Source organism: Marinicella sediminis (assembly GCF_002000055.1).
Lineage (GTDB): Bacteria > Pseudomonadota > Gammaproteobacteria > Xanthomonadales > Marinicellaceae > Marinicella > Marinicella sediminis.
In genome coordinates this window covers 84,531-109,265 of the sequence record NZ_MVBD01000001.1, presented here as the reverse complement: position 1 = coordinate 109,265, position 24,735 = coordinate 84,531, and the positions used below count along the sequence as shown (strand labels likewise).

Genomic DNA, 24,735 nt, shown 5'->3' with positions numbered 1-24,735 from the left:
TGATACCTGGCGGTTTTACCTGATGGGAGCAGTGGCGCTGATACTGGGAATATGGGGTTTTATCACCGCCAGCAATTACCGCAAAATGCACAACATCTCTTTGGCAGAATCCCTCAAAGCTTCCCTCATGGTTGCGATTGTTTCAGTGATTCTACTGCTGGCATTCAACATGTATCAAGGCGGTGCAGACTGGCTAGGCCACTTGTCTTACCTGGGCATTTTTCTGTTGTTGCTGGCTGCCGTGACTGTGGCCATCGCACTGGCATTTGTGCTGATCGGCTTTTTCTACAAGCGTGACAAATCAAACCGCATTTCCCGGGTCGATGCCGGTGCATCTGCAGCCAGTATCAACATCATTTCCATCAGTTTGTTTCTGCTTGGTGGCTATGCCATTTATTTTGGCATCACCGAATTGTCAGGCCTGCAGTCAGGCCAGATCAAAGCTTTGGTCTTTGAACCCACAGCGGGACAATACGGCTCGCTCAATGCCTTGTTTATTTTCACCCTGGCACCGGTGTTCGCGGCTTTGTGGGTGAAATTAGGTAAGCTGAACCTTGATCCTTCCACACCAGTCAAATTTTCTTTGGGTTTGATTCAGGTCGGGCTGGGTTTCGGGGCGCTGCTGATTGGGGCCCTGACACCAGATGAAGCTGGTAAAGTGGCCTGGGTCTGGCTGATGCTGGCCTATTTGCTACACACCACTGGTGAATTGAGTTTGTCTCCGGTTGGCTTGTCTGCAGTCACCAAACTGTCGATCAAGAGTGTGGTCAGTCTGGTGATGGGCGTGTGGTTCCTGGCCACCTCATTGTCAGAAGTGGTGGCTGTGCTGTTGGCCAAAATTGCTGCCCTTGATGCCGACGAGTTGGTGACTTTGTCAGTCAGCGAGCAACTTGATAAGTACAATGAGTTATGGAGCACCCTGTTGTATTTGGGAGTTGGCTTCGGCATTGTCATGTTACTGGTGTCACCCTTGCTGAAAAAAGGCATGAAAGGCATTCACTGAGACTTGTAAAATCAAGGTAAAAGCACCAGATTGATCTACCAACTGGTGCTTTTTTTATTGCCATGCCTCTATATACGTATCAAGCCATTTCTCAAGACCGCGCCTGTGGCAACTGTGTGCTGCCTTTTGATGTGATGCAAAAACTCGCCGATGAGCGCCTGTTGGCATGCCCGGAATGTGGCCATCCTGTAAAAAAAATCATCACAGCGGTGCACCTCAACACCGGCACCACAGGTTCACCCTCATCCACCCTGAGTGAAAAAAACATCGCCAAAAATGGCTTCACGCAATACCGCAAAGTGGCCAAAGGTCACTATGAAAAAACCGCCGGCAAAGGCCCGGACACCATCAGCGCAGACGATTGACGCTTCACCACTGAGTATTTCACACATAATCCACAATCCAATGGTAGAATCATTGTCTTTTTAATTTGGGAGACAACATGAAAAAATTAATGGTGATCACCATTCTGTGTGGTTTGGCTGTCTCGGCACTGGCCGACGATCATAAAATGTCCACTTCGGATTTGGTCAAAGAGGCTTTAAAATCTGAGCTGCGAAGCGATGCTGAGAAAGAACGGGACCGCAATCGCAGACCGGTACAGACCCTCGAGTTTCTGGGCCTGGAACATGACATGAAAGTCATTGAACTGGTTCCTGGTGGTGGTTGGTATACCAAGATATTGGCTCCGGTTTTGAAAGAAAAAGGTCAATTAATTGTGGCGCTGGGTACCGGCCGTGTTCAAACATTGATTGAAGCACATGAAGGGTTGTCTCACATTCAGGTAGGCGCTGAAGATTCCAACATCTATCGCAAGGAAGGCGCCCGTTTTTATTCACTGGAAAATGCCGGTATTGGTGAGAAAAAAGCCGATATGGTGCTGACTTTCAGAAACTATCACAATTTTGCTGAAGATGGCCGCAAAGCCATGAATGATGCCGCCTGGGATGCCCTGAAAATGGGTGGTATTTACGGCGTGGTTGATCACACCCGACGTCACATGGAAGGCGACAATGATGAAAACCGCAGACGCTTTGACCCGGTTAAAGCCATTTTGGAAATTCAGGCTGCTGGTTTTGAATTGGTCGATTTTTCAGATCTTCATTACCGCGCTGATGACGAACTGGAGTATGAAGTGGGTCGTCGCTCGGTGACTGGCAACACTGATCGCTGGACCTTGAAATTCAAGAAAGTAAAAAAATAATCCAGCTCACCTAAGCATGAAAAAGGCCATCGATTGATGGCCTTTTTCTATGGAGACATGTCATCTGCTGCTGTCTTCAGACGCCATCTTTGAAAGGGTTACAGGCATCATAACTACCTGACCTTAATCCTTTGTTCAACCATTTGACCCGTTGATCAGATGAGCCGTGTGTAAAGGCTTCCACATTGACCCGGCGACCAGCCCGTGACTGGATGGTGTCATCACCAATCGATGCCGCAGCCCGCAGCCCTTCTTCAACATCACCCGGCTCCAACATGTTTTGCGTGCGGTTGGCATGATGCGCCCAAACACCAGCCAAGCAATCGGCCTGTAATTCCATCATCACAGACAGTTGATTGACTTCCACTTTAGAGCGTGCCTGTTGTTGCCACTGACGAACCTGACGTTCGGTACCGGTGATGTTTTGAATGTGGTGACCTACTTCATGACCAATCACATAAGCCCGGGCAAAATCACCGGGTGCTCCCATGCGCTCCAGCTGTCTGAAGAACCCCAACGACAGGTATACTTTGTTATCTCCCGGGCAATAAAATGGCCCCACGGCTTCGGAATTGATGCCACAACGAGACTGTACCTGACCATCAAACAACACCATGCTCGGTGGTTGGTAGGTTTGTCCTGATTGTTTAAACAGCTGTGTCCAGATGTCTTCGGTAGAAGCAAAGATCACCGATGAAAATTCCGCATTTTCAGCTTCAGCTGCCGTTTGCTGACGTGGAATCTGTACTTTTTGTTGCTGGGTGCCACCACCTTGTTGCATGATGTTGCCCAACAAAGACAGTGGATTCTGACCAGTCACCACCGCATAAATCAAGGCGATGACAATCATTGTGCCTGATAACTTTGCCCCGCCCCTGACCACACCGCCACGACCCCTGCGGTCATCAATACGGGTACTTTTTCTTCGTCCTTTCCAACGCATAGGGAATCACCTGAATCTGAAAAACAATCAGTATAACGCAAAATGCATGGTGGTTATTTCACTTCATGGTTAAATTTTGTGAACGCCAGAATCAGGGCAATGACAGCCAGTGAATACAAAGCCAGTTGATGATTGAACACATCACCCAGATCGGCACCGAAATACATCAGTTTGTGCAGCGCATCCATGACCCATCCGGTGGGTAGGAACATGGCCAGTTGCTGCATCCACTCGGGAGCCACCTCGATGGGCCACCAACAACCACCGAGTGCAGCCAGCAACATGGATACGATCACCGGAATACCGTTGACCTGACCTTCGTTTCTTGCCATTGAACCCATCATGATGGCAAAGCCGGCACAGGCCGCTGCCCAACTGAGCAGCAACACAAAAACCATGGGCCAGTGTGGCCCCCAGTGAATACTGAACAACAGACTGCCCATGATCATGCCATAAATCAACTGGCAGGTAGCCAGCATCCATTTACCAAGCCACTTGCCCAGAATCAGTTCACGGCGGGTGATGGGAGATGCCGCCAACCGCCTGAGGACACCGGTTTTACGTTCCAGGAACAATGCCAATGCGCCACTGGTAAGGGCAATCATCATGATGAACATCACCAAAATTCCCGGCACGGCTTGTTTAAAACCGGAAGGAATCTCCTGTTGTTCACCAGCCTGGCTGACCTGCAGATCAATCATTCTTGGGGCATCGTTGGCGGTACTGAAGTCCAGTTCCTGCCACTGTGTTGTGTTGAGCTTTTTGATGATCAAGAGATCACCCAGGGTCTGATAAATGGCTTTATTGATCTTGAAGGTGGCAAAATCTCCGCCCATGTCTTCGGCATCCACCCGATAATTGAGGGTCACCTGCTCCCCGGCAGCAACCTGCTGCGCCATACCTGCCGGGATCCACAGTTGCCTGTCATAATCATCAAACGCCCATTTTTCCTGGTAAAGTAGCTGGTCAGGGTTAAACAACCGCAAGGCAAATGATTCTGTTTCCAGGCGGTTTTGGATTTGTTTGAACATGGGGTCATCTACATCGCCTTCATACCAAACTGCCAAAGTGGTCTGGCTACCTGAACCACCACCAAAACCCTGCGTGGTGGTGCCGATAAAGGCAAAAAACACCAACGGCATAACAAATAACCAAACCAACACGGTTTTGTCTTTGAGGGTGTATAAGAAGTCTTTTTGTGCTATCAACCAGATTTTTTTCATTTGCCTCTCCTCACACCTTATGTACCAATTGATTCAACAACATCCGGTTCAACACCCAAAACATCAGTAATATAGCCACACCCAGCAACAAAGGTAACCACAATGCATCAGTCAATGCTTCACCCCTTACCATCCAATCTTTCAGTCCTTTGAGCAAAAAGCCATTGGGCAAAAACTGGCCCATACCGGCCAGCCAGGGTGGCATACTCTCCATCGGAAAGAAGCTGCCTCCCAGCATCAGCAAGGGAAAGGTGGTGGCGTTGATGGTGATGTTGGCAACTTTTGCTGTTGGCATCAACAAGGCCAGGGCGGTGAACAACATCCAGATCACTAAACCTGAAAACACCAGCCAGACAATCATCAAAGGCAGCTGCGATAGGGGCAGGTTAAAATACCAGCTGCCTAAGACACTGAGGACCGTGGCCAACAAGCCCAACAATGCCATGGCAGACATCACCTGACCATTGAAATAACCTCCCAGAGCGGATGGTGTGGCTGCCAACCGTGGAATCACCCCATTGCTGGCATCATCCCAGATCGCAACTGCCAGGGCATTGGCGGCAAAAATCAAAGCCATGAAGATCGCCCCAGGAAACATCAGCAATCCAAAAGTGATCTGGTTTTGTGCTGTTTCATCCGGCAACTGTTCTATAGGTTTTTCCAGCAGTTCCAGTTGTGGCGGAAACAAGGTCTCTTCCAATCGGTCAATTTGTTGTTTGACACCCAAAGTCAGGACCACCAATTCAGCATCATTGAACTGGGATTCCTCGATCATGGGTTTAAGCACCGCCAGTTCCTCAGAAAAAATAATCTGTAGATAGGTGGCCGCATCCACCAATAATGCCATCGAGGTTTCTACCATTTGCGGAAGGATATTCTGAGCCGGATTTTTCACCAGTTGCAGCCGGGTAGGCTGGTTATCCAGAAAGGCTTGCCCAAAACCTTCAGGAATGGTGATCCAGGCACTGGCATCACCGGCTTCCATCAGTGTAGCTGCCTGTTGCTCATCAACCAGTTCCGTGGTGAATATCTCCGCCATTGGTCCCTGATTAAAACCACCTGATAAAAAATTCGAAACCACCGAGTTATCCTGATCGGTGATCAGCAACCGACCGGTCAATTGACCACCGCCGGTCCCCGCGATCAGACTCATCAAAAAGACAATGATCATCGGAATGGCTAACCAGGAAATCAGCCCCCATTTTTCCCGCAATACACGGGTGATGCGGATCCTGGCAACACTCAATGGCATACTCAGTTTACCCATGATCAATCCCTCAGTTCACGTCCGGTGAGTTTGATGAACAGGCTTTCGAGGTTGGCCTGTTGCACGGCTGTTTGCTTGACCTGACCTTTACCAAACCGAGACAGGATGTCAGACAAAAGTGATGCCGCATCGGCGGCCATAAAGCGGATACTGTCATCCTGCCACTCGATGACTTCAAAATCACTGAGTACCTGTTCACTGACCTGACTGAAATCGCCTTGCAGGGTAATCAGGTCTTTCTCTCCCATGTGACTGCGCAATTCCGCCAAGGTACCACTGGCAATGATTTTGCCGTGATCAATGATGGCCAGACGGTCACACAAACGTTCAGCCTCTTCCATATAGTGAGTGGTATACAACACCGCCGTGCCTGTCGACTTCAGGTTTTCAACGGCACTGAGCAGGTGTTCCCGGGATTGCGGGTCAACCCCCACAGTGGGCTCATCCAACAGCAAGGCACGTGGCTCATGCAAAATGGCACAGGCAAAATTCAGTCGCCGTTTCATACCACCTGAATAAGTACTGACCAAATCAGCAGCCCGACTCTCCAGACCCACCTGCTGTAAAACTGTGCTCATGCGGTCTTTTAACTGCCGACCAGACAGGCCATAAGCCTGCCCCCAAAAGTTCAGGTTTTCCTGACCGGTCAGGTCTTCATAGATGGCCAGGTCCTGCGGCACCAGGCCCAGCGACTGTTTGGCTTTCACTGCTTCGCTGAGCACTGAGTACCCATTGATGGATACTTCGCCAAGAGATGGTTTTAATAACCCTGAAATGCAGTTAATGGTGGTTGATTTACCTGCACCGTTGGGGCCAAGTAAACCAAATACCTCACCTGGTTGTACTTCAAAGCTGATGTCTTCTGCGGCCACAAACTGACCGTAAGATTTGCTGAGTTGCTCGGTTTTTATCATCACTGATGTGCCATGGATTAGTTGTTACGATTATTAACTATCTTAACATCATAATGTTACAATGTGATCCTTCTGTTGACCGGGTTAACATCATTGAAGTGGCTGAACATCATTCTGGCGATTCTGATTCTGTGGGCCTTGTTCCAACAGCAGTTTGGCGATGGTGGTCGTAAGGAATTACTTGCCAAGCAACGACTGTTGGAAACCCAACAAGCAGAAATTGAGGTCCTCATTGAGCGCAATGAAAAGCTGGCTGCAGAAGTGAGCAGTCTGAAAACCGGTCTGGAAGCCATTGAAGAACGCGCCCGCTCTGAACTGGGCATGATCAAACAGGACGAAACCTTTATCCAGGTCATCAACCCCACCGACGACGATGGCCGTTGAACAACGCCAAAAGGTTTTTCTGGTGATTGTGGCCGCTGGTTCAGGTGACCGGTTCCGTCGCTCTACCCCTGGCCAGCAAACCCGATTCAGCCAACTGCCTAAACAATATTGCCCGATTGGCGATCACCCGGTCCTGTTCCACACCCTGATGGCCTTTGAAGACATCAGTTTGGATGGACTGACCGTGGTACTGCACCCTCAGGATCAACATTGGGAGCAACAACAGGCCGTGCCGATCAAACATCACATTGCGGTTACCCGTGGCGGCGATCAACGCCACGATTCAGTGCGCAATGGCATTTTGTCACTTGGCGCAGCAGCCAATGACTGGGTGTTGGTTCACGATGCAGCCAGGCCCTGTGTCAGCCAGCAGGAAATCAATGACCTGATTACCACTTGCCGGCAACAGCAACAGGGTGGTTTATTGGTCAGGCCACTGACCGATACCATCAAATGCTCCACCAATGGCCAACAAGTCAAACGCACCATGAACCGTGAGCACCTGTATGCCGCACTGACACCACAAATGTTCCGTTGTGGCGAGTTGATTAAGGCCCTGACCGTATTTGAAGCCGGGACGGTGACTGACGAAGCCTCAGCCATCGAAGCCCAGGGACAGCAACCATTGATGGTCAAAGGCAGCCGCCATAACATCAAAATCACTGAATTTGAGGATCTGGCCCTGGCTGAATCCATATTGCGTCAACAAGGGAGGATTATATGAGGATCGGTTCTGGCTTTGATGTGCATGCCTTTGGTCCGGGGGACCATTTAATGCTGGGTAACATCCGCGTTCCTTTTGATCAGGGTTTTGTGGCCCATTCCGATGGTGACGTATTGATTCATGCCATTTGTGATGCCTTACTCGGAGCACTGGCCCTCGGCGATATTGGCCGGCATTTCCCACCCTCTGATCCGCAATGGGCTGGGTGTGACAGTGTGGTATTTTTAAGTCATTGTCACCAGTTGATTCAGGAGCACGGTTACGTGCTTGGCAACCTGGATTGCACCCTCATCGCCGAACAACCCAAAATCACCCCCCATGCACCGGCCATGCAACAGCGTCTGGCTGTGATCCTGGGTATTCAGCCAACACAAATCAGCATCAAAGCCACCACCTCAGAACGACTGGGGTTCACTGGTCGAGGTGAGGGTATGGCTGCTCAGGCCACCTGCTTGTTACTCAAACAATGATTTGAAAACCGTATCAAAACGGTATTGATAATACCGATCAAACAGGTTTTGAACCAACACCCCATAACCATCTTCACCCAGGTGAAAACAATCCACAAAGATACCTGCCGTCACCCGCATGGATTCGACAGGACTGGGTAAGCTGATGTCACCCGGTGGCAAAATATCCCCCGGTTGAATGTTTTGGCCCGGAAATCCATAGGTATTTTGCATCAAACCAAAATGGCTGACGTGTTGAACCCTGGGTTGGCTGGCAGCAATGGTAGCAAAGGCTTCTTCAAAGGCAACGCCAGCGGTATTCATGGCAGTCGGATCAGGAAATCCCAGATCATTGTGCAGGTTGAAACAAAAAATACCTGTGGCACCTGAGGTGGTGTCGACAAAATTGGGATAATCATAAAAACTCAATATGATTTCCAGGCTGATGTCCAGATCCAGGATGTGATCAATGACAATCTGCAAGTCTGCAATGATTTGATTTTGCAGGTCTGTCACCTGCATAGGAGTCATCCCGGTGTTCCATTGATTGAGAAAATCATTGCCTCCCAGGGTCAGCTGCACCGTATTGATCTCCGGGTTGGCATTCAGGGCATCGGTGATCTTTTGCAACTCTGTCGGGACCACCCAATCGGCAGCAGTGGAACCACTGATGGCCACCACATCCCCAAATGCTTCCAGATCCGGGTAGCCATTGAGGTCAAAAACCGCGTTGTGCACCCCATCTTCCCACTGCTGAGCGGCCCAACTGTCCCCCACCAACAATACTTTACGGGTTTGCGCGTCTGCCACACCAGGGCAGCACAAAGCCAACAACAGGCAGCACAGTGACTGCCTGACCAGCCAATTCAATTGATTCATTCCGGGACCCTCTTTATTCAGTTATTTGATGATTTTAGCTGTTACAATGCCCACATCAGACAGTGTCATAGCCATGTATCCCATTGTAAAACAAATTCATGTGTGGCTGGTGTTGATCAGCATCACACTTTTCCAGTTCAGATACTGGTATTTCAAATTTCGGGCACAACCGGTGGGTCAGGTGGTGCGTATTCTGCCCCACGCCGTAGACACCTTGCTGCTGATCACTGGCGTCTCACTGGCCGTCCTGGCACTCCTCAATCCTTTGGTGGCCACCTGGCTGGGTTTTAAGCTCATTGCCTTGCTGGTTTACATCATGGCAGGCACCCTGGCCATGAAAAAATCCGGTTCCACCCAATGGGTCAGTTATCTGTTGGCCACCCTGGCGGTGCTCTACATGCTCTGGACCGCGATCCATAAAACGGCCTGGCCCTGGTGAACAGCCGGACCTTTTACCTCGGGATTGGCAGTAATGTGGACCGGCAACTCCACATCACCTCCTGCCTGCATCACTTGCGCTGTGCGTTTTCCAGACTACAAACTTCACCCGTTTATGCTTCACCTTCCTATGGCTTCAAAGGAGCTGATTTTCACAACCTGGTGGTACGCATTGATACGGCATTCACCCCCACTGAACTGAAAATATGGCTACAACAACTGGAAGACCTGCATGGTCGTGACCGACGCAAACCAAGGTACTCTGACCGCACCCTGGATGTCGATTTATTGTTGTGTGATCAACTGATCATTGATGATGGCTTTGTACAATTGCCACGTGACGAAATCCTCAAGCGGCCATATGTCCTTAAACCGTTGCAGGACCTGGCACCGGATCTGCTGCATCCGGTGGCAAAAAAAAGGCTTGCCGATTTATGGCAAGCCTTTTGTCAGACCAATGAGTTTGATCTGAAACCAGTCACATATCGGTGATGTCATCACCAATGATTTCACCCACCTGAGCGGAATCTGCAACGTATAATTTAACTTTCTTTTTGAACACCAGGTCACCTTTGACCACCACATCTTCACCGATATATACTTCCGGGACCTTTTTATTACTGTTGAACCAGCCGGTTGATTTTTCGATGATCACATCACCATCAACCACCGTTCCATTGTCCAGTTTGATGTTACCATTAACGGTTTCAATGTTACCGCCAACCTGAGCACCTGTGGCTGTGATTTTGCCGTTCACCGTTTCCATTTTGCCCTCAACCAGACAACCCTCTTCGGCGGTGACAGAACCATTTACAGTTTCTGCATGGCCCTTGATCAGACAGTTTTCCCCCAACTTGATGGAGCCATTAACGGTTTCCGCATGATCAGCCGTCACCCCGTTGTGAAATTTGATGCTGCCGTTGACAGTTTCAACTTTGCCTACAATGGCATTGTTGCCCACTTTGATTGAACCGTTCACGGTGTCCAGATTATCGACATGGGCGTTTTCGCCCACAGTGATGCTGCCATTGACGGAATCAAAGTCTTTCTCGGGAGAATTGGTACCTGCGGCGACTTTTTCACTGCCAAAAACACCGGCCTGAACGGTGATTGCAGCGGTCAGTAAAAAGATTAAAACGTATTTCATTGATTACCTCTGTTTTGTGTATTGATGCCATTGAAACGACTGTATGTGGAAAATGTTACGAATAATTTTATCAATCAGAAAAAAACCATCTTCCGGGAGACAGTTGTGCCAGCTGATGTGGGCCAATCCTGATTCTGATCAATCTCAAAACAGGAAGGCCAACAGCCGCACACATGCGCCTGACCTGCCGGTTTTTCCCTTGATTGATGGTAACCGTCAACCAACTGGTTGGAATGCTAACCCGTTGTCTGACCGGAGGGTTGCGTTTCCAAACCCAACCAGGCTTTTTGGCCAATACTTCGACACCCAGAGCTTTGGCCTGGTAATCCCGCACCTTTACACCTTGCCGTAAGCGCTTTAGCTGAGCTGCCTGAGGACGGCCCTCCACTTGCACCAGGTAGGTTTTTTCAAAGGTTGAACCACTGATCTGTTGTTGTACTTTACCGTCATTGGTTAACAGCATCAGGCCTTCTGAATCATAATCCAGTCGACCGGCTGCGTAATACCCGGGTTGGTCGATGAAATGACCCAGATGCTGACGCCCTTCAGGATCTGTGAATTGCGACAACACCTGAAAGGGCTTATTGAAAACAATGAGTTTATTCACACCACAGCTTATCCAAAAGACCCATTGTAACAAACCTCACACCCCCCATGAAACAACGCATCGACGGCGGCCAAGCACTATTCTACGAAATTATTCGTTAATTTAATTGAACCTTTCATATAGGCCAAAAGTCACACTTTATACCCATGAAGGAGTGAAGTGGTTACTCCAAGGGATCAATAAAGGAGAACGTAAATGCAAAAAATAATGAGATTTTCACTGTCAGGACTGGTAGGAATGGGTATCACTGCTGGATTATTTGTCGGCATGCTGAAATTATTGGATGGCGAAAAGCCGATGTTTGGTGGCGATGCCACAGACATTCGTTTTTCATTTGTCAAAGCCTTTGAGCCCATCAAACAAGAAGAAAACATCAGACCTGATAAACCCGAACCACAGGAAGTCAGTCAGGCACCAACGGTTCCTCAAATGCCAACCATGGCCAGTGATGAATTCGCCGATCTGGGATTGCCAGATAACCCCGCCATCAATGCCAGACCCAATCTGGTGGCTGAGCTGGGAGTGCCTTCGATGGGCGAACCCGGTGGACAGGGTGGCGATCGTTCCGGAACCATCAAAACCGCCATTGCACCGATGTACCCTCAAAAACCCCTGCTCAGCAAAACCGAAGGCTGGGTAAAGTTACTGATTCAGGTCAATGAATTCGGCAAAGTAAGCAGTGCCACTGTACTAGATGCTGAACCTGCCAGGGTTTTCAATGCAGCGGCCCTGAAAGCGATTAAAAAATGGACTTTTTATCAAAAAGTTCAGGATGGTCAGGCCATGCCTTTCCAGGTCACGCAAACCATTGAATTCAAGCTCGATCAGTGATCCATTACCTCAGGAATGAATACGACATGGACGTCATCCACTGAGTCAGGCAGCCCGTTATCAATTTCTGAAAATCAATTAAACACTTAAAATCAGTAACCTATGACTTTTATCTTGATTTTGACAAGCATCACAACTGCATAGACTGGGAACCTTTCGCATAGGCCAAAAGTCATACTTTTTACCAACAGCTACATTTTGAGGAGACAACAATGAACAAACAGATAAGCCACTTCATTTACGGCATCACCAGCCTGGGCCTGATCAGCACCGCTGCCTTTGGCAAAGCAGATCAATCGACCAAACAGCAACACAACAATCCAATCGCCTACCTTTACCAGCCACAAACAGCAGAAGAAGAAGGTACGGATGATAACTTTGTTGAATTGCCTGGTGTAGATACAACGGCACTCTTGACCCAATCACTGAATGAAGTGGAAGCGCCCACCATTGACCTGAGCGTTGACCATTCGGACAACGGGGGCAGAGTACTGCTTGCCATCAAACCGTTATACCCCAGAAAGGAGCACCTTGAAGGTCGCGAAGGCTGGGTTGAGTTATTGGTGAATGTGGATGAACACGGCCAGGTTATTTCAGCTGAGGTGACAGATGCCAAACCGGTCTCCCGGGCTTTCAGCAAAGCCGCCATTGACAGCATCAACAAATGGCAATTTAAACCAATGACAGTGGCCGGCCAACAGGTACCCTACCAACTCAGTCAAACCATTGAGTTTAAATTAATCAATTACATCAATGTAAACGGTGAGTACGTGGCTGAGCGATGATCAGCTGATTAATTCAGGAAGTATCACCATCACGGAAGGTGACCAGGGACAGCTCAAGAAACATGGATGTTTCATTTTAATCGCTTCATGACACCCAACAAAAGGGCAACAACAGCAACAACAGCAAAGGCAACAGCAGGATTTTAAACAACAACAAAAAAGCCCCGCCAATCACGGTAAAGATCAACAAACCGATGGACAACAAAATACCACCAACAATGATCACCGGGCTGAACAACAACACAAACACCCAGAACAGCAGTTTGAGTACCACCAGGAACATCAGGATGCCGATGAATGCTTCAATCATGTTTACCACCAGTATGACCATGGGTTGAACCATTCAACCCTTCATAATCACCATAGCAAATACAGCCCTGAATTTGCAGTGCCAGAAGTCAGTGATCAATACTGAGGTGTCACATGAGCTGCTTTGTCCGTATGCTGCATACAGGTTGTTTTGCCCTGCTGATTATTTTGCGAATGTGTCTGGTGATACAGCGTATGGCCAGACTGGACGCAGCATATGGCGGCGCAAACTCAACTGATGAACTGACCACCAGGCAGCCACAAAACGTTCATTTACCCCCGACTGGTGATTGAAGTTGATCATTTCATCAGCACCTTACTCAGGCACTTGGTATTGAATTGACTGAAAACCTGACGATCAACCGTCAGCAAACTCCGAGACTGATTTTGGTCTGGCCACCTCCGAATGAAGTTCCCAGAAGTATTGATGGGAATCATATTGCAGATAATCCAGGTCAATGCTGACCATCGAATTCGGATCTGAGACATGAAACTTGGCTGGTGGATAGTCTGTCAGCGGTTTGTCTTTGTGTGCCGCCTGACTGGTTCGGGCGGTGAAATAAGCAGTGAAATCATGCTCCAACTGAACTTGCAAAGGATAACTGACGGTGTCATCCGGCATGCACAGCTGATTGACCCTGAGGATGGTGTTCAGACCTGAATCAGCATGAATACCACAAGCCATACGGATGTAGTCGGCCACCTGCTGATAAAACATTGTCCAGCCACCTGGCATGCTTTTTTCCTGATTAAAATAACGCATCGCCCAGGTGATTTGCGGGAATTGACTGGGGTGCTGCCGCACATGGCGTACCAGATCCTGTAAAAAATCAATCGCTCTGATGTTGTGTTCCCATTGCAGATAACGAATCACATAACGCAACAGTGAATACCCATCAGCCATGGTATATACCTGATACATGCCTTTCATCCACTGCAGGTCTTCTTCGGTAAAACTATAGGATGAGATCACAAAGTCCTGTTCATCGGTTTTGATCTGGTATTTTTCAATGTAGTCAGGATCTGCCATCGGGCTGTTGGGCAGCAATTGGGTAGGATAGGCTTTGACCGACACATCCATATCAATATATCGTTGCAGGTCATTGTTGAAAGCTTCCACCGTGATGCCTGGTAAACCAATCATCAGATCGGTGGACAGTGGCAACTTCAAATCATAGAACACCTTGGTCAGCTCATCGTATTTCTCAGTTTTGATGTTCTTGCGGTTGATCACCTCAAGGGTTTTTTCATCGGTGGTCTGGATGGAAATAATGCCCTGACTGATGATTCCCCCTGCGGTGAAAATTTTGATGATTTCAACCAATCGCCAGGTTGAGTTTTTGGTGTAATTAACCACCACCTCTTGGGGGAATCCGTATTTTTGCTTGGTATCCACGATGAATTGTGACAACTCTATATCCCGGTCATATAAACCAAAATTAGCATCCGCAATCCAGATCACCCGTACTTTGTTTCTGCCAATCCATTCGATTTCATCTTTGACCCGGTCAAGATCAAATTTCCTGACTTTTTGATTGGTAGCTGAGCCCCAATCACAGAAGGTGCAACCAAAAGGACAGCCCCTGTTTGATTCGATGATGGCGGCCTCAACCCGGCCCTGATAACCATCAAATAAGCCAGCCAGATAAGGTGATGGCACCTCATCCGGTGCAGCCATTCTTTTACGCCCGGCAGTGCGTATCAGACCCTGGTTCAGTTTATCTCTGAAGGTGATGCCCGTGATTTCACTCAAAAGTGGCTGATCATAGGTGACTTCACCTTCTGCACTTTTGATGATATGAGCAAAAATTTCTGTGATCGCCACTTCACCTTCACCGTGAACAGAGACGTCTACAGACCGGTTAGCAGCCATAAAATCAGCACTGGCCTGTTTGTACTCGGGTGTGCTCGGTCCACCATGAATGGTCAAGTTGCGCTGATCATGATTTTTGATGGCCTGGCTGACCTGCAGATTAACGTCCATCGACCACATGTAATTGGAAAACAGCCACACCCCGGTTCCGAATTTGCGGTAAGGCCCATTGAGCAGATCATTGGGGTTCAGAAAAGTGATGGGGATGAGTTGAAACCGATCCAGCAAAACCCCTTCCTGATGATTTTGTAAAGCGCTGTAAATGATTCCCAATGCCAGGGGGAAATGATTTTCCATGTGCGGCACAAAATACACCGGTATACGTCCGTCTGGTTGCAAGTCCTGCCAGCTTTCAACCGGTCCCTGGGGCTTGACTTCAGCGAATTGAGCAAGTTGCTCAACCGCCTGGCCGGCCTTTTTCCGGCGAATCAGAAAGCCTTTTTGATACAGCGTTTTTAACACCTGTTCTGCGGGCTCTTCCAGGATAAAGGCTCGCTCATCAAGCACTGCATCCACTGGCTTACCATCGCCGAAAGCCAACATCAGTATGGCCCATGAAGTGGGCAACAGGTACGGGGTGGGATCCAATCCTGCACAGGCAAAAAAACCTTGATCATGGATCGACAGGGCGGCATGTGTGCTCATTGCCAGTTCTGCAGGCAATGAGCACTGAGTATCATCGCTCAGGGTCAGCGGGACCGGATTGACTGACCGGTTTCCATAATGACTGGGTTGAAACAGTCCTGCTTGCTGGAATTGTTGCAGCCGTTGTTGCACACCATTGAGTTGTAACTGGGGTATCCAGCGCCTGACCCATGGGTGATTAAAAAAGGCATCAGCGGCCTGCTGTGGGTCCTGCTCCTGAAAGAAATATGACAACAACAACACATCAGGTTCATGAATCAACAATGGCTGTACACCACCGGAAATCTGTGAAACCAACAGCTGATCCTTACGGCTCAGTATCATGAAGTCCTGATTAAATATCATGGTTGAGAATATGGGTCAATCAAAGACGCATTATTATAGCGGATTTAACCGCCTGATTCAGTAAAACCACCGCCATGGCGGTGATGGGCTGTTATTTAAGTAAGGCTGAAATCTGCCTGAAGTGCGGATGGCTGGCGGTACGCATCATTTCAAACAACACCATCTCCGTGGAAGTCAACAAGGCTCCGGCCAGTTGCATGCGTTGTAAACCAAGTTTTTTATTGGATTTCTTCCGCGAAGAAACGGCATCCTGATTGACTGCCACCTGATAGTTTTCTGCCAGTAAATCGAGTACAGTCTGATACACACAGACATGAGCTTCAATGCCAGTCACAATCAATTGCTGACAACCGGAAGCCCGAAGGTCAGACAGCAACTGAGGTTCACCACAACCTGAAAAACTCAGTTTTTCCAGCGGTTTGTTGTCAGCCATCAAATCACTGATTTCAGACACTGTAGGGCCCAGTCCTTTGGGGTACTGTTCCAGCCAGAATACCGGCAATTGGAGTACGTCCGCCGCCTGCAACATGATTTGCAAGTGTCTGAACAATTGCTTCTTGCGGTGCATCAACTGAGCAAGGCGGCCCTGAACATCAATGACAACGACTGCTGCCTGATCGGCTTGGAACATATCGACTCCTGAATTTTAAATGAAGGATCGAAACACAGCATCACACAACATCAAAGTTGATTCAACACCTTTCTGATCTCTGCTGCCCACCAGGGAGCAAGCCGCACTGATCTGGCGCCATGCGAGGCGTTCTTTTTAGCCACAGAACGGCTGTCCAGATCGCGAAGATCAAATACCAGTTGTCCCTGCTGGTCATAGATCAGAACCACCGGGGTGCCATGAACAGTCAGTTGGGCGGCCACTGATTCTGCTTGCGGGAACAAAGTGAACTGTAGACCATTTTGCTTCAAATAAGCTTCTGGATCACCATCCTCATGGATGTTCAGGGCGTAAATCTGCAAGCCCAATGGTTGTTCATATTGATGGATCAGGCTTTGTAAATGGGGCATTAATTGCTGACAGTACGGGCACCAGGTGGCCCAAAACAACACCACAGTCACTTGTTGCTGTTCAATGGCATCTTGTGGGAAATGATGGAATTGACCCTGTTGATCGGTCAACGTCCACTGATGTGTCTCCGCAGCCTGGGCCTGTGACAGCAGCAGACATGAAATAAAAAAGATGACTCGCACGTATTGGCTTCCTGTGATTGACTCACCAATAAAGACCTGAAACGAGAGAATAGCTGACAGGAAGTTGTGTCAGTTTTTACTCAGACTCGCCGTCAATACTGGCAATTTGTCTGACCCAGGCTTGTGGCGCCAACACCGCTGGCAGCTGATGGCGTTGCGCCAGCGCGCTGTCACGGCTGTCGAATAAACCCACCAAGACCACCCACCAATCAGCACCATTGACCTGGGTCTTCACAACACTGTAAGGCAGCGAACCCAATTGGTGACGACTGATGAATTCACCCAGCTTATGGCGATTGGATGTTCCAATGACCTGAAAACTCCATTGCCTTGGGTAACGCTGTTGCCATTCAGCAAAGCGACTGGGGCCACTGCTTGTTAGCGGTTGGCTGATGACGTCGCGCACAGGGTTTTGTTCCACCACAGATTGACTGGTTTCAAGTCTGGATTCGGCCTGCTTATCTGTCACTTCGGCGGCTTCGCTGGTCACGGAATCAGCGGCTGTGGTCTCCTCATCCGATAACGCCTGCAGGGCATCGGCGCGGGGTACGAAATCATTGACCGAATAGACCTGGGTACCGGCAGCAGGCTGTTGGTTTTGTGGGCGGGTATCATTGTAATCAATGGTTTGAATGGCAACATCCGGATCGATTTCATCCGGATCATCCAGCGATTCCCCCACAGCCAGTTTCCTGGCTTTTTCCCTCGCCTGGGCCTGATCGTCAGCTGGGGCACATACCCATTTACTTTTGGCAGCATAACACACAATGTTATTTTCAATGTCCGGGTCTGCTGGCTGTTCCTGAGCCAGCAAGGTGAACGGCAACCAAAGGCCGGACAACCAAGTTGTCACACGGATGATCATGATTGCCCTTCCTGGCAGGATTCGATGGTGGTCAGGATGTCTTCATTGGCAATTCCCTCAGCAATGAAAGCCGCTCCCAGGCCTTTCATCAGAATCAGTCGGTGTCGGTCATTGATGACTTTTTTGTCTGCTTTCATAAGCTGCAACAGGTCTTCTGCGGGTACATTGGCATCAAGCATAATTGGCAAATCAAAGGCTTGCAACAAGTTTTCCAGCATTTTTCGTATGTCTGATCCACAGTGACCCAGCTGCGCCGATAGTTCAGCAGCCATCACCATCCCCACAGCCACAGCTTCTCCATGCAGATAAGCATAATCAGTGACCGTTTCAATGGCATGACCGAAGGTGTGTCCCAGATTGAGTAAAGCCCTGATGCCTTGTTCTTTCTCATCGGATTCCACCACTGCTGCCTTAAAACGACAACAACGGGCAATCAATTCCAACAGAATCTCTTCATCCTGATCACGAATGGCTTGCTGATGAATGTTCAGCCAGTTGTAAAATTCAGGTTGGTTAATTCCGGCATACTTGATGGCTTCACCAATTCCCGCGTTGAACTCCCTGGCCGGCAGGGATTTCAGCGTTCTGGCATTGATCAATACCGCCATTGGCTGGTGAAAAGCACCAATGAGGTTTTTTCCTGCCGGGTGGTTAACCCCGGTTTTACCACCCACAGATGCATCGATCTGCGCAAGTAAAGTGGTGGGAATCTGAATGAAATCCATACCCCGCATCCAACTGGCGGCAGCAAAACCAGTCATGTCACATACGATGCCCCCTCCCAACGACACCAGGACATCGCTGCGGTTAAACTGACATCGGGCCAGTTCATCCAGGATCTGCAGCCAACTGTCCACAGATTTGTGGTTTTCACCGTCGCCCACCACACAATGGTGGACCTGATGTCCGGCAAACAGGTCTGTGACTTCCTGCAAATAAAGTGGTGCCACCACATCATTGGTGACAATCATTATTTTCTTGCCGCTGAGGCGGTTTTTCAATGCACTGATGGCAAACTGGCTGGCATCGATGATGATTGGATAAGTGCCACCTGGCAATTCAATATTGAGTTCGGTTCGCATGGTTATTTGAGGTTTTTTTTCAGCTTTTCGGGATCTTTGAGGTAGGCCACAATCTTGCGGGCCATGCCATAGGAGCTGGTCCGTCCGCTGGGAAAAGCCACATCAGACACCTGTTCATACAAAGGATTCCTGGCCCTGGCAAGGTTCAGCAGACGCTCACGCCGGCCTTCACCCTGTAACAAGGGTCGTTGCTTATCCCGTCGCAATCGTTTTAATTGATGTTTGACTTCGGTTTTCAAATAGATCACCAGTCCCTCGGTTTGCTTTAATAATTCCCGGTTTTGCTCATTGGTGATGATGCCTCCACCGGTGGCAATCACCGTATTCTCACAACTCAACAATTCAGCCAGCATGGCGGTCTCTCTGGCCCGGAACCCGGCTTCCTTTTCGATCTCAAAAATCAAATTGATCGACACACCGGTGCGTTTTTCCAGTTCATGATCAACATCCACAAAGCGCTTCTTCAGCTGATTGGCGATTTGTTTTCCAACCGTGGTTTTACCGGCACCCATTGGGCCAACCAGGATGATGTTTTGTGAGTTGTTGGTCATATCCGGCATTCTATCATGGAGTGCATGATCACCTTCAGCAAAAAGCATACGGCTAGTTGAAATCGATCACCCGAGAAGTCACCTGATCGGCAAATAGCCAGGCATCCAGACAAGTGGCTGGGGACAGTTGCGCGGAAGGCAGCAACTCAATCACTGAGGCTTTATGACCCACGACCAGACCAGCCACTGGCTGATGATGAGAACGGGCTCCACCAGCCACCGCCTGCAACCACAACCAACTGCCCACATGGGGCTGCGTCGCAGTACAACACACATTGCGCTTGTGTTGTTGTAAGCGTTGTGAATATTCCAGCATTTTTAATTCATGGCCGGGGTTAATCTCAATGTGGCTGTCAGACCCCACCGACCAGCGCCCTTGATGAGCCATGTATTCAGGCATCGGAAAGATGCCATCACCGAGGTTGGCTTCGGTCAGTGGACACAACACCGCCACCGCTCCGGAACGGGCCAGTAACCGCACTTCACTTTCATCAAGGTGGGTGGCATGAACCAGGTTCCAGCGTTCATTAACGGCAAAATGCGCATGCAACCAGGCCACCGGCCGCATACCGAAATGTTGCCTGATGGCTTCCACCTCAGCGGTTTGTTCCGCGATGTGGATGTGTACCGGCAGATCATCCGGCAAACCATCGAGCACTGCCTGCATCTGCTGTTGGTTCACCGCCCTGAGAGAATGAAAACAGATCCCCAGTTGTTGACCAGGTCTCAGCTGAGGACTGATTTGAGTGAAATAATCCAGGTATTCTTCCACACTCAATTCAAAGCGCTTCTGGGCTTCACCCAAAGGCTGATCACCCACACCGGCAAAGGCATACAGCACGGGTAATAAAGTGATGTTCAAGCCTGCATCAGCGGCCGCATTAAGCAGGATCTGGCCATGAGTCAGGTAATCATCAGGCCTGTCTTTGGCCCGATGCAGGTAATGAAATTCACACACTGCCAGATATCCGGCTTGTTTCATTTCTCGGTAACAACTCAACGCCACCTGATACAATTGATCATCATCCATTTCATTGGCCAACCGGTACATCAGATCACGCCAGGACCAAAAATCATCGGCTTGTTGGGACCGGTATTCACTGTGGCCGGCCATGGCCCGTTGAAAGACATGAGAATGGGCATTGGGCATTTGTGGAATCACCACACCCAATTGTTGTTCACCTGCCAGAGGCTCCACTCCTGTGGCAATGGCGGTAAACTGACCTTGCTCGACCAACACCCGAACCCGGTCATGCCAGCCATCAGGCAACAAGGCAGATTGGAAAAAATAACTGTTCATTGTTACGCTATTTTCAGATAATGCTAAGTGATTCAAACTGTAGGCCAATTGGCTGGTGAACACAATGAAAAACCGCTGCGATTTACTGATTCACAATGCCCAGGTGATTACCTGTGCCGACAATGGCATGCCGCTGGGCCGCCTGGCTCTCGGTGCTGTGGCCGTTGAACAGGGACGCATCATCTGGGTGGGCAGTGAAAGCAACACACCCAATTTCAAAGCCATTGAAAGCATTGATGCCCATGGCAAAGTGCTCACACCCGGGCTGATCGACTGTCACACCCACCTGGTATTCGCCGGCTCCAGGGCCAATGAGTTTGCCATGCGACTGGCTGGCGCAGATTATGAAGCAATCGCCCGAGCAGGCGGTGGTATTCTGTCCACTGTCACTGCCACCAGGCTAGCCACTGTAGAACAACTGACTGAGTCCACTTCCAAGCGTTTACAACACCTGAAATCACAAGGGGTGGTGACGGTGGAAATCAAATCTGGCTACGGCCTGGATTTAGACAGTGAATTGAAGATGTTGAAAGCCGCCAGACTGGCTGGTGAACAAACCGGTGTACAAGTGAAAACCACCTTGCTGGCCGCCCATGCGCTGCCGCCTGAATTCAAAGATGACCGGGCCGGTTATGTGACCCACATCTGTCAGGACATCATCCCCAAAGTCAGCAAAGAAAAGCTGGCAGATGCAGTGGATGCGTTCTGCGAAGGAATTGGCTTCACCCCTGATGAAACCCGCCAGGTTTTTGATGCCGCGGCCCGTTGGGGGTTACCGGTTAAATTACATGCCGACCAGCTCAGCGACCTGGGCGGTGCCGGGCTGGTGGCTGAATACGGCGGATTGTCCGCTGATCATGTCGAATACACCTCGCTGAACAGCATCAAAAAAATGGCCGACAGTGACACCGTGGCCACGCTGTTACCTTATGCCTACTACGCCCTGCAGGAAACCCAAAAGCCGCCGGTTGATGCCTTTCGCCAATATGGTGTGGATATGGCCATAGCCACCGACTGTAACCCAGGCACAGCCCCCACCACCAATCTGTTGCAATGTCTGCACATGGCCTGCACCCAGTTTGGCCTGACGGTCGAAGAAGCCATCCTGGGCGTCACCATCAACGCCGCCAAAGCCCTGGGCATCGATGATCAGCAAGGCTCCATCGAACCCGGCAAACAACCCGGCCTGGTGCTGTGGGACACCGATGAAGTGGCTGATCTGGTGTATTGGCAGGGTGGCAATCAGGTCAAAGCAGTGTTCAATTGATTTGAGTGCAAAGCTGGCATATTCAGACCAGGTATCAGAGCGTATGCTGGTAAATCAACTCACCTCACAGGCTGTATAACCGTCAATGGAGTGCCGACTTCAGTCAGCGTAAGGCTTGTTTTTATCTGCATCAGAAAAATAAACTTTCGGTTCAGCAGCTCATCCACTCACCAAGCCCTTAACTGATGATGACTGCAGCCGACAAGCTATCCACGTCGTGGATTGAAGTCTACGCTCCGGGTGGGGGGCAATGCACTGCCTGCGATTGAGCATCAATCCACTTTACAATTTTTTGTCTCAACGGAGAGTTGATGATCAGCTCGACCAGCCGACCCGGTTGGTTATACTCAGTGTTATCAGAGGGACGGAACAGTCATGGAGCACATGCTGGTTTTTGCAGTGCAAAAGAAAGCTTGTGCGGATTCGCGCTTGATTGAAGGACATGATCGCCGTGGCCGCATTCAATTTTGTCAGGAACAAAATTGAATGCCGACTTAGGGATACAGGAGTTAAAGCCGAGACCGGATCAAAGCCAAAGATCCAGGATCATTCCTTTGACACGCAGGGCACTGACAAAAGCTAGCGCACAAACCACTGATCAGCGACGCCGTGGATGATGGCCTGATGGGCCTGCAGCACATCCTGACCCAGCACTCCATGGACCTGGATCCCGGTCTGACTTTTGATGTAGGCCATCAGCACCGACAAATCCCCGACATTGATGGCTGGCAGCTGCAGGCTCAATCCATGGGTGGTGATGTTATCAAGGTCACGTAGACTGATCGCCAGTTGACCACCGGCCCCTGAGGTGAAGCCGTTTTGTTCATCCTCACCTGGCAGGTTGAAATGCGCCAGGTGTTCCCGGTGCAACATACTGCGGCCAGCACCGGAGTCCATGATCAGCACGCCAGGCTGATCATTGATGACCACTTCCACCGCATTGAACACCAGTGGTGAGTCCCGAAAAACCAGCCGTTTCATCGGCAGCCGTTGAAAGCCATGATCGGCCAACAGCTGTGCAACTTCATCACCCGGCACCTGATGTGTGGTCGGTGCCTGGCTGCCAGACAGGTACAGTTGTGACTGCCCCACGTCCAGCAAGGCCGATTGTGAGAGCAGCAGGTCCTGGCCAACCAAACCCTCAATCAAAACGCCGGTGGCTTGAAATAAGCCCTGACTGACGGCATTCAAATCGGTCACGCCGACTTCGGGTAAAGCCACCGGTAATCCGGCAATCGATACCTGATCCGGACGGTGATAGGCTATGCGGATCGGCCCACCAATACCCGCTGCATCAATGAAACGGTGACTGCTGCCAGCCACCCAGCCAAAACGCTCTGCCAGGCGGTCATTCAATACGCTTGTGGCACCGGTGTCGAGGATAAAATGGCCATCGTGGTTGTTAAAGGAAACCGGCAGATAATCATGGCCGGTGGGCAGTTTTTTCACCGCCAGTGTTTGATAACCCATGGCGTGCAAGGCATCATGGTGAGAACTGGCAACTGCCTGCTGAGTGGCAGAGGTCAGCACAATCAGGGCGAATGTCAAATTAGTTGTGATTTTTTTCAAGCTGTTCATCGATGTGCCTCCGGTTGTATCACGGCACCGGCAGGCGGTACCAGTTGCTGTGAATTCAAAGGGGTAGTGACGTCAACATTGAGGATCAGGTGGTTACCAACGATGCGTTCATTGGCTTCGGGCATGGTGCGAAAAGCCGCCGGAAACACCAGCCCATCGACCGTCTGGTTTTTGGTGATCAGACGCCACATCGGGCCAAACAACTGACGTTCTTTGGGTTGTCCCAGGGCATCCAGAAAAGCCCGGTTGCCCACCGCGTACTGGTAACCGGCCAACAGATGGGTTTCAGGATCAATGTACAACACAAAATAATCCAATTGACTTTTACCAACCACTGGATTGTCTTTAAAGGTCATTTTGATTTCATGATAGCTTTTACCGCCATGACCAGGCCAGACAAATTCACTGACTGCTGACAACCGCACACCATCATCCTGGGTCAGCCAGGGCAGGTTCACAAAGTAATAAAAGAAATACAACATGGCGGTGGGTGGGTTGGCTTTTTGCCAATTGTTGGCCCACACCTGGTTGCCGTCATATGCGATGTGCGCATCATCCAGAAACCAATCCTGATGGACTTGTCTGGTTTGCTGATCAATGGTTTCTCTGGCCACCCACCAGGCCAGTTCATTTTTGCCGTGGTAATTGTTGTGCATCACCGTTTGGTAACTGATGGCAGGGGCTTCGCGCCAACGCTCAATGCCACCATGGGCTGTCACCATGGCTTCGATAAGCTGCTGAGTCTTCTGATTGGCATATTCGGGGCCGGCGAGCAATTGAAAAGGACTGATCAGCAGCCAGCTGAAACAGATCCAAAGGGCATTACGATTCATTGTATTCATGGATGTTTTCTTGTTGTAAAAACTTTATTGTGCCCGGCAAAGCACCACACACAAGGGCCTGGGGAGATTCGGTCAGA

29 protein-coding genes are annotated in these 24,735 nt (G+C 49.7%); 12 read left to right on the top strand and 17 right to left on the bottom strand.

What is annotated here, in order from left to right; all coding sequences use genetic code 11:
- Positions 1 to 22 precede the first annotated feature (22 nt).
- The 3 genes from B0475_RS18075 to B0475_RS00565 all read left to right on the top strand — a co-directional run bounded on the left by B0475_RS18075 (position 23) and on the right by B0475_RS00565 (position 2,207).
- A complete protein-coding gene (locus B0475_RS18075; RefSeq protein WP_449288539.1) occupies positions 23 to 1,003 on the top strand; it encodes a POT-type proton-dependent oligopeptide transporter in 981 nt (326 codons plus the stop codon).
- Positions 1,004 to 1,065: 62 nt separating this feature from the next.
- The gene (locus tag B0475_RS00570) at positions 1,066 to 1,368 is read left to right on the top strand and encodes an FmdB family zinc ribbon protein (protein WP_077409471.1); all 303 of its coding nucleotides are present in this window, start codon (positions 1,066 to 1,068) and stop codon (positions 1,366 to 1,368) included.
- A gap of 77 nt (positions 1,369 to 1,445) precedes the next feature.
- Complete coding sequence (locus tag B0475_RS00565; RefSeq protein ID WP_077409470.1) at positions 1,446 to 2,207, top strand: class I SAM-dependent methyltransferase; 762 nt, start codon at positions 1,446 to 1,448, stop codon at positions 2,205 to 2,207.
- Between the two features lie 76 nt (positions 2,208 to 2,283).
- Here B0475_RS00565 and ypfJ read toward each other — a convergent pair whose 3' ends face one another.
- The 4 genes from ypfJ to B0475_RS00545 are packed head-to-tail and all read right to left on the bottom strand — an operon-like array spanning position 2,284 to position 6,554.
- Complete coding sequence (gene ypfJ, locus B0475_RS00560) at positions 2,284 to 3,150, bottom strand: KPN_02809 family neutral zinc metallopeptidase (RefSeq protein ID WP_077409469.1); 867 nt, start codon at positions 3,148 to 3,150, stop codon at positions 2,284 to 2,286.
- A gap of 53 nt (positions 3,151 to 3,203) precedes the next feature.
- Complete coding sequence (locus B0475_RS00555; RefSeq protein WP_077409468.1) at positions 3,204 to 4,373, bottom strand: ABC transporter permease; 1,170 nt, start codon at positions 4,371 to 4,373, stop codon at positions 3,204 to 3,206.
- A 10-nt stretch (positions 4,374 to 4,383) separates the two neighbouring features.
- Complete coding sequence (locus B0475_RS00550; RefSeq protein ID WP_077409467.1) at positions 4,384 to 5,640, bottom strand: ABC transporter permease; 1,257 nt, start codon at positions 5,638 to 5,640, stop codon at positions 4,384 to 4,386.
- A gap of 2 nt (positions 5,641 to 5,642) precedes the next feature.
- Positions 5,643 to 6,554 carry an ABC transporter ATP-binding protein gene (locus tag B0475_RS00545; protein ID WP_077409466.1) on the bottom strand — a complete coding sequence of 304 codons (912 nt, stop codon included), beginning with the start codon at positions 6,552 to 6,554 and terminating at the stop codon, positions 5,643 to 5,645.
- Between the two features lie 93 nt (positions 6,555 to 6,647).
- Here B0475_RS00545 and B0475_RS00540 point away from each other — a divergent pair, with 93 nt between their 5' ends.
- The 3 genes from B0475_RS00540 to ispF are packed head-to-tail and all read left to right on the top strand — an operon-like array spanning position 6,648 to position 8,132.
- On the top strand, positions 6,648 to 6,938 hold the full coding sequence (locus tag B0475_RS00540) for an FtsB family cell division protein (protein ID WP_077409848.1): 291 nt from the start codon (positions 6,648 to 6,650) through the stop codon (positions 6,936 to 6,938).
- A complete protein-coding gene (gene ispD / locus B0475_RS00535) occupies positions 6,928 to 7,662 on the top strand; it encodes a 2-C-methyl-D-erythritol 4-phosphate cytidylyltransferase (RefSeq protein WP_077409465.1) in 735 nt (244 codons plus the stop codon). Before B0475_RS00540 ends, ispD begins: the two co-directional genes overlap by 11 nt.
- Positions 7,659 to 8,132 (top strand): 2-C-methyl-D-erythritol 2,4-cyclodiphosphate synthase, encoded by a 474-nt coding sequence (gene ispF, locus B0475_RS00530; RefSeq protein ID WP_077409464.1) that lies wholly within the window; start codon positions 7,659 to 7,661, stop codon positions 8,130 to 8,132. The genes ispD and ispF overlap by 4 nt, the downstream gene beginning before the upstream one ends.
- Here the strand turns inward: ispF and B0475_RS00525 are convergent.
- Positions 8,118 to 8,990 (bottom strand): SGNH/GDSL hydrolase family protein, encoded by an 873-nt coding sequence (locus B0475_RS00525; protein ID WP_077409463.1) that lies wholly within the window; start codon positions 8,988 to 8,990, stop codon positions 8,118 to 8,120. The two genes, ispF and B0475_RS00525, sit on opposite strands and share 15 nt — an antisense overlap.
- A 46-nt stretch (positions 8,991 to 9,036) precedes the next feature.
- Here B0475_RS00525 and B0475_RS00520 point away from each other — a divergent pair, with 46 nt between their 5' ends.
- Together B0475_RS00520 and folK are read left to right on the top strand one after the other, a co-directional pair.
- A complete protein-coding gene (locus B0475_RS00520; protein WP_198538051.1) occupies positions 9,037 to 9,429 on the top strand; it encodes a SirB2 family protein in 393 nt (130 codons plus the stop codon).
- Complete coding sequence (folK, locus tag B0475_RS00515) at positions 9,426 to 9,920, top strand: 2-amino-4-hydroxy-6-hydroxymethyldihydropteridine diphosphokinase (protein WP_077409461.1); 495 nt, start codon at positions 9,426 to 9,428, stop codon at positions 9,918 to 9,920. Before B0475_RS00520 ends, folK begins: the two co-directional genes overlap by 4 nt.
- Here the strand turns inward: folK and B0475_RS00510 are convergent.
- Entirely contained in the window at positions 9,907 to 10,575 is a 669-nt protein-coding gene (locus tag B0475_RS00510) for a DUF4097 family beta strand repeat-containing protein (protein WP_077409460.1), read from the bottom strand. The genes folK and B0475_RS00510 overlap by 14 nt on opposite strands.
- 70 nt (positions 10,576 to 10,645) lie before the next feature.
- Positions 10,646 to 11,182: a pseudouridine synthase gene (locus tag B0475_RS00505; RefSeq protein ID WP_077409847.1), complete on the bottom strand. Its 537-nt coding sequence runs from the start codon at positions 11,180 to 11,182 to the stop codon at positions 10,646 to 10,648.
- Between the two features lie 195 nt (positions 11,183 to 11,377).
- Here B0475_RS00505 and B0475_RS00500 point away from each other — a divergent pair, with 195 nt between their 5' ends.
- Together B0475_RS00500 and B0475_RS00495 are read left to right on the top strand one after the other, a co-directional pair.
- A complete protein-coding gene (locus B0475_RS00500) occupies positions 11,378 to 12,013 on the top strand; it encodes an energy transducer TonB (protein ID WP_077409459.1) in 636 nt (211 codons plus the stop codon).
- 212 nt (positions 12,014 to 12,225) lie between these two features.
- Positions 12,226 to 12,798 (top strand): energy transducer TonB, encoded by a 573-nt coding sequence (locus B0475_RS00495; protein ID WP_077409458.1) that lies wholly within the window; start codon positions 12,226 to 12,228, stop codon positions 12,796 to 12,798.
- Between the two features lie 85 nt (positions 12,799 to 12,883).
- Here B0475_RS00495 and B0475_RS00490 read toward each other — a convergent pair whose 3' ends face one another.
- Positions 12,884 to 13,108: a hypothetical protein gene (locus B0475_RS00490; protein ID WP_157892558.1), complete on the bottom strand. Its 225-nt coding sequence runs from the start codon at positions 13,106 to 13,108 to the stop codon at positions 12,884 to 12,886.
- A 113-nt stretch (positions 13,109 to 13,221) separates the two neighbouring features.
- Between B0475_RS00490 and B0475_RS17565 the strand changes: the two genes are divergently transcribed.
- Positions 13,222 to 13,401: a hypothetical protein gene (locus B0475_RS17565; protein WP_157892556.1), complete on the top strand. Its 180-nt coding sequence runs from the start codon at positions 13,222 to 13,224 to the stop codon at positions 13,399 to 13,401.
- Positions 13,402 to 13,465: 64 nt separating this feature from the next.
- Here B0475_RS17565 and B0475_RS00485 read toward each other — a convergent pair whose 3' ends face one another.
- The 7 genes from B0475_RS00485 to hutF form a co-directional block, all read right to left on the bottom strand.
- Entirely contained in the window at positions 13,466 to 15,949 is a 2,484-nt protein-coding gene (locus tag B0475_RS00485; RefSeq protein ID WP_198538050.1) for a B12-binding domain-containing radical SAM protein, read from the bottom strand.
- A 112-nt stretch (positions 15,950 to 16,061) separates the two neighbouring features.
- Positions 16,062 to 16,601, bottom strand: a complete 540-nt coding sequence (locus B0475_RS00480) for a hydrolase (RefSeq protein WP_077409455.1) — start codon at positions 16,599 to 16,601, stop codon at positions 16,062 to 16,064.
- Positions 16,602 to 16,651: 50 nt separating this feature from the next.
- On the bottom strand, positions 16,652 to 17,173 hold the full coding sequence (locus B0475_RS00475; RefSeq protein WP_157892555.1) for a TlpA family protein disulfide reductase: 522 nt from the start codon (positions 17,171 to 17,173) through the stop codon (positions 16,652 to 16,654).
- Between the two features lie 76 nt (positions 17,174 to 17,249).
- Positions 17,250 to 18,038, bottom strand: coding sequence for an SPOR domain-containing protein (locus tag B0475_RS00470; RefSeq protein ID WP_077409453.1), 789 nt, complete (start codon positions 18,036 to 18,038; stop codon positions 17,250 to 17,252).
- Positions 18,035 to 19,120 (bottom strand): 3-dehydroquinate synthase, encoded by a 1,086-nt coding sequence (aroB, locus tag B0475_RS00465; protein WP_077409452.1) that lies wholly within the window; start codon positions 19,118 to 19,120, stop codon positions 18,035 to 18,037. Before aroB ends, B0475_RS00470 begins: the two co-directional genes overlap by 4 nt.
- 2 nt (positions 19,121 to 19,122) lie before the next feature.
- Positions 19,123 to 19,671, bottom strand: a complete 549-nt coding sequence (locus B0475_RS00460) for a shikimate kinase (protein WP_198538049.1) — start codon at positions 19,669 to 19,671, stop codon at positions 19,123 to 19,125.
- Positions 19,672 to 19,723: 52 nt separating this feature from the next.
- Positions 19,724 to 20,971, bottom strand: coding sequence for a formimidoylglutamate deiminase (gene hutF / locus B0475_RS00455; RefSeq protein ID WP_077409450.1), 1,248 nt, complete (start codon positions 20,969 to 20,971; stop codon positions 19,724 to 19,726).
- Positions 20,972 to 21,035: 64 nt separating this feature from the next.
- On the opposite strand from hutF, the gene hutI reads away from it, so the two are divergent.
- The gene (gene hutI / locus B0475_RS00450; protein WP_077409449.1) at positions 21,036 to 22,238 is read left to right on the top strand and encodes an imidazolonepropionase; all 1,203 of its coding nucleotides are present in this window, start codon (positions 21,036 to 21,038) and stop codon (positions 22,236 to 22,238) included.
- A gap of 579 nt (positions 22,239 to 22,817) precedes the next feature.
- Here hutI and B0475_RS00445 read toward each other — a convergent pair.
- Both B0475_RS00445 and B0475_RS00440 read right to left on the bottom strand, forming a co-directional pair.
- The gene (locus B0475_RS00445; protein ID WP_077409448.1) at positions 22,818 to 23,816 is read right to left on the bottom strand and encodes a pepsin/retropepsin-like aspartic protease family protein; all 999 of its coding nucleotides are present in this window, start codon (positions 23,814 to 23,816) and stop codon (positions 22,818 to 22,820) included.
- Positions 23,813 to 24,658, bottom strand: a complete 846-nt coding sequence (locus tag B0475_RS00440) for a hypothetical protein (RefSeq protein ID WP_157892553.1) — start codon at positions 24,656 to 24,658, stop codon at positions 23,813 to 23,815. Before B0475_RS00440 ends, B0475_RS00445 begins: the two co-directional genes overlap by 4 nt.
- Between the last annotated feature and the right edge of the window lie 77 nt (positions 24,659 to 24,735).